Genomic DNA, 9,804 nt, shown 5'->3' on the forward strand with positions numbered 1-9,804 from the left:
GATCGTGCTCGGGCTGTTCGCGAGCAAGCTCGCTCCTACAAGTTCGGCGGAATCACCGCTCCCGCAACGCCTCGGCACGAGCCTTGATGATGGGCTTCAAGAGGTAGCTCAGGATGCTTTTCTTGCCGGTCATGATGTCCACCGAGGCCACCATGCCGGGGATGATCAGCAGCGGGTTCTGGTCGCTTCCCAGATGGCTCTTCTGGGTCCGCAGCTTGATCAGGTAGAAGCTGTTGCCCTCTTCGTCGGTGATGGTGTCCGCGCCAATCTGCTCGAGGTCCGCGGTCAGCCCGCCGTAGATGGTGTAGTCATAAGCGGTGAATTTGACCATGGCGCTCTGCCCGGGGTGCAGGAAGGCAATGTCCTGCGGGCGGATACGCGCTTCCACCAGCAACGTATCGTCCAGCGGCACGATTTCCACCAGGTCGCTGCCCGGCTGGATCACGCCGCCGATGGTGTTGACCAGCAACTGCTTGACGATGCCCCGCACCGGCGAAGTGACCAGGGTCCGCTTGACTCGGTCCTCCAGGGCCTTGCCGGTGGCGTTGGCCTTGTTCAGTTCGGTGCGCGCCTCGTTGAGCTGGGCCAACGCCTCGCTGCGGAAGCGCGAACGGGTCTCTGCAATCTTGCGCTCGGCTTCCTTGATCGCCGACTCCGCGCGGGGAATGGCCAGGCTGGTGGCTTCCAGTTCGCCGCGGTTCTCGACCTCGGCCCGACGTAGGCGCAGGACTTCCACCTTGGAGATCGCCCCCTGGGCCACCAGCGGTTCGGAAATGGAGATTTCCTGCCGCAGGAGCTGCAGGCTGTTGCGGTACTGGCCCTGCTTGGAAATGAACTCCTGCAGCTCCTGGCGACGCTGCACCAGCTGCTCTTCGAGGCCAGCCACTTCTTCCTGCAACTGCTGCTGGCGACTGCGGTAGAGGGCGTCTTCGCTGTTCGCCTGCTCGGGCGCGAGCTTGCGCAGCTCTTCGGAAATCTGCAGCGGGCGGTCATCCACCTCGGCACTCAGGCGCTCCACCCGCAGTTGCATCGCAGTGCGGTCGGCCTCGGTTTCACCGACGTTGGACTCGAAGCGTGTCGGGTCCAGGCGCAGCAGTGGGTCACCGACTTCCACCACCTGGCCTTCGCGGATGAACAGCTCGGAAACGATGCCGCCTTCCAGGTTCTGCACCTTCTGCAGCTTGGACGATGGAATCGCCTTGCCTTCGCCACGGGTGACCTCGTCCACCTGCGCGAAGTGCGCCCAGAGCAGCATGAACAGGGTGAAGCCAATAAGCACCCAGATGGTCAGGCGCACCACGCGCGGCGCGTCCTCCACCAGAGCCTTGTTGACCTCCGGCAGCGGTTGGTCGGCCAGGGAATCACCACCTTTGAAGTACTGACGCAGTGCGCCGAAACCCTTATGCGACACTGATCTGCCCCTTCTTCAGCGCTTCCATGACCGCTTCCTTCGGACCGTCGGCGATGACCCGGCCACGGTCGATGATCAGCAGGCGGTCCACCAGCGAGAGCATCGAGGCACGGTGCGTGACCAGTAGCAGGGTCTTGTTGGCAATTACCGCGGAGAGACGTTCCTTGAGGCGTTCCTCGCCAGGGTTGTCCATGGAGCTGGTCGGTTCGTCGAGCAGCAGGATGGGCGGGTCCAGCAACAGCGCGCGGGCCAGGGCGACGTTCTGTCGCTGACCGCCGGAGAGGTTCTGGCCCCGCTCGCCGACCTGCAGCTCATAGCCCTGCGGGTGCATCCGGGCGAACTCGTGTACGCCGGACAACTCGGCCGCCTGCAATACCAGCTCGTCTTCCACATAGCGGGCGCCGGACATGAGGTTGTCGCGCAGGGTGCCGCTGAACAGCTGGATGTCCTGGGGTACATAGCCGACGTTGTGGCGCAGCTCGCTGACATCCAGCTGGCGGATGTCGGTGCCGTCCACCAGCAGGCTGCCCGAGTCTGCCTGGTAGAGGCCGACGATCAGCTTGGCCAGGGAGCTCTTGCCCGAGCCGCTGCGACCAATGATGCCGATCTTCTCGCCCGGACGGATGACCAGATTGACCTCACTGAGCGCGAGCGTCTGCTGGTGCGGGTAGGTGAAGTTGATCTGGCGCAGTTCGAGGCTGCCCTGCAATTTGGAACGTACCAGGGGCTGTTCGCTTTCCTGGCGTTCCTGGGGCAGGTCCATCATCTGATCCACCGACTTCATGGTCAGGCGCGCCTGCTGGTAGCGGGTCAGCAGCCCGGAGAGCTGGGTCAGCGGACCGAGGGCACGGCCATTCAGCATGTAGCAGGCGATCAGCCCGCCCATGCTGAGGTCGCCAGCCATGATCAGGTAGACGCCGGCAACGATCATCACCACGCCAGCCAGTTGCTGGATCATCAGCGTCAGGTTCATTGCCAGGCTGGAAAGCATCTTCACCCGCAGCTCGAGGCGACCCAGGGTGCCGATGGTCTGCTCCCAGAGGTACTGGCGGTCGCTCTCGGCATTGTTGACCTTCACCGCATCGAGGCCGGCGAGGGTTTCGATCAGGCTCGACTGGCGCTCGGCGGCCAGTGCCATGGTGCGATCCATGGTCGCCACCAACGGCTTCTGCAACAGCCAACTGATGCCCATGGCGAGCGGAAACGCCAGGATCGGCACCCATACCAGGTGGCCGCCGAGCAAGCCGATCACCAGCAGGATCAACAAGGTGAACGGCAGGTCGATGACACTGGTCAACGTCAGCGAGGCGAGGAAGTCCCGCAGAGTCTGGAACTCGTGGATGTTCTGGGCAAAGCTGCCGACCCGCGCCGGGCGGTATTTCATCGCCATGCCAACGATGCGCTCGAACAGCGTCGCGGAAATGATCAGGTCGGTCTTCTTGCCGGCCAGGTCCAGGCACAGGCCGCGCATGGTCTTGAGCAGCAGGTCGAACACGTAGGCACCGCCGATGCCGACGGCCAGCACCCAGAGGGTGGCGACGGCCTGGTTAGGTACCACGCGGTCGTAGACGTTCATCACGAAAAGCGGAGCGCCCAGGCCGATCAGGTTGATCAGCAGGCTGGCGGCAACCGCATCGGTGTAGAGCCAGCGGGAGCGCTTGAGGGTGTCGCGGAACCAGGACTTGGTGCGCGGGATCAGGCTGCCCTGATTGAGGTCGTACTTGTGCTGGGGCTGGGCGAAGAACACATGGCCGCTGTAGTCCTCCTGCAGCAGCTCGCGGGTGACCTTCACCTCACCGCCATCGCTCTCGCTGAGCAGCAGGCGCGCACTACCGTCGTCGTCCCAGCCAAGCATCACCGCGCAACGGCCTTCCTTGAGCAGCAGCAAGGCCGGCATGGCGATCTTCGGGATCTGTTCCAGGCGACGCTGCAGCAAGCGGCCCTGCAGGCCGACACGGGCGGCAGCGCGGGGCAGCAGTTCGGCCGTCAGGCGTTGTTTGGGCAGCGGCAGGCCGCTGGTGAGCATCGCCCGATTGGCAGGCTTTCGATGCAGGACACAAAGGGATAGCAGCGAGTCGAGCAAAGGATCGTCATGCTGCCCGCGAGGATCGGTATTGATGTGTGCGCGACTGACTTCTGGATCCACGCCTGGATTCTCTGCTCTGGGTTCTTCGGGTATTCAGGTCCCAGGCCGGACGACACGGCGTAGAGGGAGGGGACTTCCTGCTGCGCCGTGCGGATCCGAATCAGGTACCTAGTTGAGGCCGGGGAGCGTTGCTTCGGGCTTGAGTTCGGTTTGCACGACCGTCGCCATCGGTGCCACCACTCCCTGGCTTTTCAGCAACTCGCCTATGGTCGCCTTGATGCGGTACTGAGTAAACAGCTCGGTGTAGCGCAGGTCCACCAGGCGACGTGAGGCGGTGAACAGCTCGTTCTCGCTGTCCAGAAGGTCGAGCAGGGTACGTTCGCCAATGCTGAATTGCTGCTGGTAGGACTCACGCACGCGGGTGCTGTAGTCGACATATTGCTGGGCGATCGGCAGCTGCTCGCGGGCATTGCCCAGGGCGTTCCAGGACAGGCCCAGTTCTTCGTTCAACACGCGCAGGGCGTTGTTACGGATATCCAGCGCTTCGTTGATCTGGTAGGCCTTGGACTCCAGGTCCGCCTTGTTACTACCCCCGGCAAACAGGTTGTAACGCATGCGCAACATCGCCTGCCATTCGTTGACGTGGCCGTCCTCACCGTCGATGTCATTGTCCGCTCCACGGGACAATTCAGCATCGAAGCGCGGATAGAAGAAGGACTTGGCGGCGTCGTACTGCTTCTCGGCAGCAGCGACATCGGACTCGGCGGAACGCAGGATCGGACTGTTGGCCAGCAGGGTCTGGCGGGCTCCCTCGAGGGACTCCGGCAGTTGCCCCGGCAGACCGGCCGGCTCGCTCAGATCCGCCGGGTCCATGCCCACGACGCTGTAGTAGTTGGTGCGGGCATCGTTGAGGTTGGTCTGCTCGGTGATCAGGTTGTTGCGGGCCTGGGCCAGACGCGCTTCAGCCTGGTCCTGGTCGGCCAGACGCCCTACCCCGCGCTCACTGCGCAGGCTGATCTGATCGAAGATGCGCTCGTGGCTGCGCAGGTTGGCCTGGGCCAGGCGGACCATTTCTTCGCGGCGCAGCACATCTATATAGACCTGCGCCACGTCCAGCGCGGTCCGCTCGGAAGTCCCCATCAGGGAGTAGGCACGGGAGTTCACGGTGGCCTGCTGGCGGCCGACTTCGTTCTGCGTGGCAAAACCGTCGAACACCATCTGCTGCAGTCGCAGGCTGGACTCGCCACGGGTCATGGTTTTCCAGTGGTCGTTACCGGTGGCGCGCGTGGTGGTGTTGTCGGTGCCTTCGCGACCATAACCGCCCAGCAGGTCGACGGACGGTAGGTAGCCGCCCTTGGCTGCCCTCAGCTGCTTGTCAGCAGAAAGGCGGCTATTAACGCCCGCCTGGATTTCCGGGTGAACGTCCATGGCTCGCTGCATCGCCTCGGAGAGGCTCTGGGCTTGCACGGGAAGGCTTGCAGCCAGGGCGAAAGGGAGAACGGCGGAGAGTCGCAGACGCATATTCTTGGCATCCTTTTCGTTGAATTTGAGGTCCGAAAACTTCACTGGCGCTTGCTGCCCGTCAAAGCCCGGATTTCGTGAACGGAGTCACATTCGAATCCGGTGGACGCACACATAAATATCAAAGTGACAGCATGAAATCGATTGTTTAGGATGGAAGCCAATTGGTCAATACTTTGGCATATTTCCAATAGCCAATTGTAATAAGCCAATATCTTGGCGCCACCTTTTCGCCATGTAACAACTATAGATAGGGAATGTCAGTCCTGCGCGAAGTCCTGCCAATTCGACCCCAGTGACGACAAGCCAGATCCAATTCAGGAGAGTCACCCCATGAGCAGTGTTATTGCGATCGTCAAAAGCATTGTTGGCCAGGTCTTCGCAATGTCCCCGGAAGGGTTCCAGCGCCTGCTCGTAGAGGGTGACCGCCTGTTCAAGGGCGACCAGTTGCAGACGGGCCTCGAGGGGATGGTGACGCTTGAGCTCACCGACGGTCGTACCGTCGATCTGGGGCGTGACGTTCAGTGGAGCGAGACCGACGCAGTAGCCAGCGTTGAGACCCAGGCTGCACAGCCGGCTCCGCAAACACCTGCTGATGATGTCGCCCAACTGCAGAAGGCCATCGAGGCGGGCGTCGACCCGACCAAGGAACTCGAAGCTACCGCGGCCGGCCCGAGCGCGGGTGGTGCGGGTGGTGGTGCCGCAGGTGGCGGCCACAGCTTCGTGATGCTGGATGCGACGGGTGATCGCGTCGACCCCATCATTGGTTTCACCACCGGAACCGCGCCGCTCGCTTCCGAAGTGCTGGCAGAGGACGACACCACACCCACCGTGGATGCAGCCCCGGCCGATGAGCCCGATACCGGACTGCCGGATGAAACCCTGCCGGGACCGGATGTCCCCAATGGCGCCCCGCAAGCCCAGGACGCCAGCCTCGCCACCGACGAAGACACCCCGGTGACCGGGCAACTGGGCGCCACCGATCCCGAGGGCGACCCGCTGACCTACTCGCCCGGCGACGGCCCGCGTAACGGCACTGTGGTGATCGATCCGGATGGCTCCTACACCTACACGCCCAACCCGAATTTCAACGGCACCGACAACTTCACGGTGATAGTCGAAGACGGCAAAGGTGGCACCGATACCATCGTCGTCACTATCGGCGTGAATCCGGTGAACGACGCCCCCGCCGCAGCCAACGATGGTCCTACGGCGGTGACCGAGGACACTCCGGCCAGCGGCAACGTGCTGACCAACGACGGCGACACCGACGGCGATAGCCTCACCGTCACCCAGTTCAGCGTAGGCGGAACCACCTATTCGGCTGGCCAGACCGCCACCCTCTCCGGCGTCGGCACCCTGGTCATCAATACCAATGGCTCCTACACCTTCACACCGGCGCCGAACTACAACGGCCCGGTCCCGACCGCGACCTACACCGTCAGTGACGGCACCACCACCGACACCGCCGAGCTGAGTTTTGGCAATGTCGCTCCGGTGAACGACGCCTCGGTCCTCAGCCCCGACAGCAGCACCATGGCCGAAGACAGTTCGGCCACCGGCAACGTGTTGGCTAACGATGGCGACGTGGACGACGCGCTTACCGTCGCCAGCTTCAGCGTGGCCGGCATCAACGGCAGCTTCAATGCGGGCCAGACCGCCACCATCAATGGCATCGGCAGCCTGGTGATCAACGCCAACGGCACCTACACCTTCACCCCGGAAGCCAACTGGAACGGTGCGGTTCCGCAGATCACCTACATCACCAACACCGGAAGCAGCTCGACGCTGAGCATCAGCGTCACCCCGGTGAACGATGCGCCGGTCGCGGCCAACGATGGTCCGGTCCCGGTAACCGAGGACACCCCGGCCACTGGCAACGTCCTGAACAACGACAGCGACGTAGAAGCCGATTCCCTCACCGTCACCCAATTCGAAGTGGGCGGGACTACCTACTCCGCCGGCCAGACGGCCACCCTGAGCGGCGTCGGCACCCTGGTGATCAACAGCGACGGCAGCTTCACCTTCACCCCGGCCCCGAACTACAACGGCCCGGTACCGACCGCGACCTATGCCGTCACCGATGGCACTGCCACCGATACCGGCGAGCTGAGCTTTGGCAACGTCATCCCAGTGAACGATGCCCCTGTTGCCTCCAACGACGGCCCGGTCCTGGTGACCGAGGACAGCCCGGCCAGCGGCAATGTCCTGACCAATGACAATGACGCCGATGGCGATGCCTTGACCGTTACCGGCTTCAGCTTCGGCGGAACCAATTACCTGGCTGGCCAGAGTGGCACTGTTGCAGGCGTTGGTACCCTGGTGATCAATGCCAATGGTTCGTACACCTTCACCCCAGCACTGAACTACAACGGCCCGGTGCCGACGGCGACCTATACCGTGTCCGACGGCACCGCCACCGATACCGGTGAGCTGAGCTTTGGCAATGTCACGCCGGTGGACGATGCGTCGGCTCTGGTTGCCGACAGCAACAGCGTCGCCGAGGACAACCCGGCCATCGGCAACGTGTTGGGCAACGACAGCGATGTGGATAACGGCCTCACCATCGCCAGCTTCAGCATCAGTGGCGTGACTGGCACCTTCACCGCTGGCTCCAGTGCGGTCATCGCCGGTGTCGGCACCCTGACCATCGCCGCTGACGGCAACTACACCTTCACTCCGGTGCAGAACTGGAACGGTGACGTTCCGCAGGTCACCTACACCACCAATACTGGCAGCAGCTCTACGCTGGATATCACCGTGACGCCGGTGAACGATGCGTCCGTCCTGGTCGCTGACAACAACAGCGTGACCGAGGACAACCCGGCCATCGGTAACGTGCTGGGCAACGACAGCGATGTGGATAACACCCTGACGGTCACCAGTTTCAGCGTGGCCGGCCTCACCGGCAGCTTCACCGCAGGTTCCAACGCCGTCATTGCCGGGGTCGGCACCCTGACCATCGCTGCGGACGGCAACTACACGTTCACCCCAGCCGCCAACTGGAACGGCACGGTGCCGCAGGTGACCTACATCACCAACACCGGCAGCAGCTCGACGCTGGACATCACCGCCACACCGGAAAACGATTCACCGCTGGCGGCCAACGACGGCCCGGTGCTGGTAACCGAGGACACCCCAGCCACCGGCAATGTGCTGACCAATGACAGTGACGTCGAAAACGACACCCTGACCGTCACCGACTTCACCTTCGGCGGCAGCACCTACTTGGCCGGCCAGAGCGGCACAGTCGCGGGCGTCGGCACCCTGGTGATCAACGCCAACGGCAGCTTCACCTTCACCCCCGCACCGAACTATAACGGCCCGGTACCGACCGCGACCTACACCGTATCCGACGGCAACCTCACCGACACTGCCGAGCTGAGCTTCGGCAACGTGTCGCCGGTCGACGATGCGTCCGTTCTGATTGCTGACACCCAGACCGTCACCGAGGACAACCCGGCCACCGGCAACGTGCTGACCAATGACAGCGATGCGGATAACACCCTGACGGTTACCAGCTTCACCGTCGCGGGCGTCACCGGCAACTTCAGCGCCGGCGATACCGCGACCATCGCCAACGTCGGTACCTTCACCCTCGGCAGCAACGGGGATTACACCTTCACTCCAGCCGCCAACTGGAACGGTTCGGTGCCGGAAGTTACTTACGTCACCAACACCGGCAGCAATTCCACGCTAACCATCACCGTTACGCCGGAGAATGACGGCCCTGTCGCCTCCAATGACGGCCCGATTCCGGTGACCGAGGATATCGCCGCCACCGGCAATGTCCTGACCAACGACAATGACGTCGACAACAGCACCCTGACCGTCACCGGCTTCAGCTTCGGCGGCAGCACTTACCTGGCCGGCCAGAGCGGCACCGTTGCAGGCGTTGGCACCCTGGTGATCAACGCCAACGGCAGCTTCACCTTCACCCCCGCCCCGAACTACAACGGCCCGGTACCGACCGCGACCTACACCGTTTCCGACGGCAACCTCACCGACACCGCCGAACTGAGCTTCGGCAATGTCACCCCGGTTGACGATGCGTCCGTGATGATCGCTGACAGCAACACTGTGGCTGAAGACAATCCCGCCACCGGCAACGTGCTGGATAACGACGGCGATGTGGATAACACCCTCACCGTTACCAGCTTCAGCATCACTGGCGTGCCGGGCTCCTTCACCGCTGGCTCCAACGCCGTGATCACCGGCGTGGGCACCCTGACCATCGCGGCGAACGGCAACTACACCTTCACCCCGGCCGCCAACTGGAATGGCACGGTCCCGCAGGTCACCTACACCACCAACACCGGCAGCGATTCCACACTGGATATCATCGTCACCCCGGAGGACGATGCGTCCGCCCTGATCGCTGACAGCAACTCCGTGGCCGAAGACAATCCGGCTATCGGCAACGTGCTGGACAACGACAGCGATGTGGATAACACCCTCACCGTCGCCAGCTTCACCGTGACCGGTGTTACAGGCAGCTTCAACGCCGGCGATACCGCCACCATCGCCAACGTCGGCACCTTCACCCTCGGCAGCAATGGTGATTACACCTTCACCCCGGCCGCCAATTGGAATGGCACGGTCCCGCAGGTCACTTACGTCACCAATACCGGCAGCGATTCCACACTGGATATCATCGTCACCCCGGAGGACGATGCGTCCGCTCTGATCGCTGACAGCAACTCCGTGGCCGAAGACAATCCGGCTATCGGCAACGTGCTGGACAACGACAGCGATGTGGATAACACCCTCACCGTCGCCAGCTTCA

General features: G+C 63.0%; 4 protein-coding genes. 1 reads left to right on the plus strand and 3 read right to left on the minus strand.

Annotated features, from left to right (window positions below; genetic code table 11):
- Window positions 1-52 precede the first annotated feature (52 nt).
- The 3 genes from DM872_RS19420 to DM872_RS19430 form a co-directional block, all read right to left on the minus strand.
- The gene (locus DM872_RS19420; protein WP_179061001.1) at window positions 53-1,411 is read right to left on the minus strand and encodes an HlyD family type I secretion periplasmic adaptor subunit; all 1,359 of its coding nucleotides are present in this window, start codon (window positions 1,409-1,411) and stop codon (window positions 53-55) included.
- Window positions 1,401-3,557 (minus strand): type I secretion system permease/ATPase, encoded by a 2,157-nt coding sequence (locus DM872_RS19425; RefSeq protein ID WP_179061002.1) that lies wholly within the window; start codon window positions 3,555-3,557, stop codon window positions 1,401-1,403. The genes DM872_RS19420 and DM872_RS19425 overlap by 11 nt, the downstream gene beginning before the upstream one ends.
- 108 nt (window positions 3,558-3,665) lie before the next feature.
- Window positions 3,666-5,018: a TolC family outer membrane protein gene (locus tag DM872_RS19430; RefSeq protein ID WP_179061003.1), complete on the minus strand. Its 1,353-nt coding sequence runs from the start codon at window positions 5,016-5,018 to the stop codon at window positions 3,666-3,668.
- A gap of 333 nt (window positions 5,019-5,351) precedes the next feature.
- Between DM872_RS19430 and DM872_RS19435 the strand changes: the two genes are divergently transcribed.
- Window positions 5,352-9,804: retention module-containing protein (locus DM872_RS19435; protein ID WP_179061004.1), on the plus strand; the 4,453-nt coding region annotated here is incomplete at its 3' end.

It is taken from the genome of Pseudomonas taiwanensis, assembly GCF_013393345.1.
Lineage (GTDB): Bacteria > Pseudomonadota > Gammaproteobacteria > Pseudomonadales > Pseudomonadaceae > Metapseudomonas > Metapseudomonas resinovorans_C.

Bases quoted from the DNA above. Each gene is read 5' to 3' on its own strand.
- DM872_RS19430 (WP_179061003.1), bottom strand. From the start codon at position 5,018: ATGCGTCTGCGACTCTCCGCCGTTCTCCCTTTCGCCCTGGCTGCAAGC.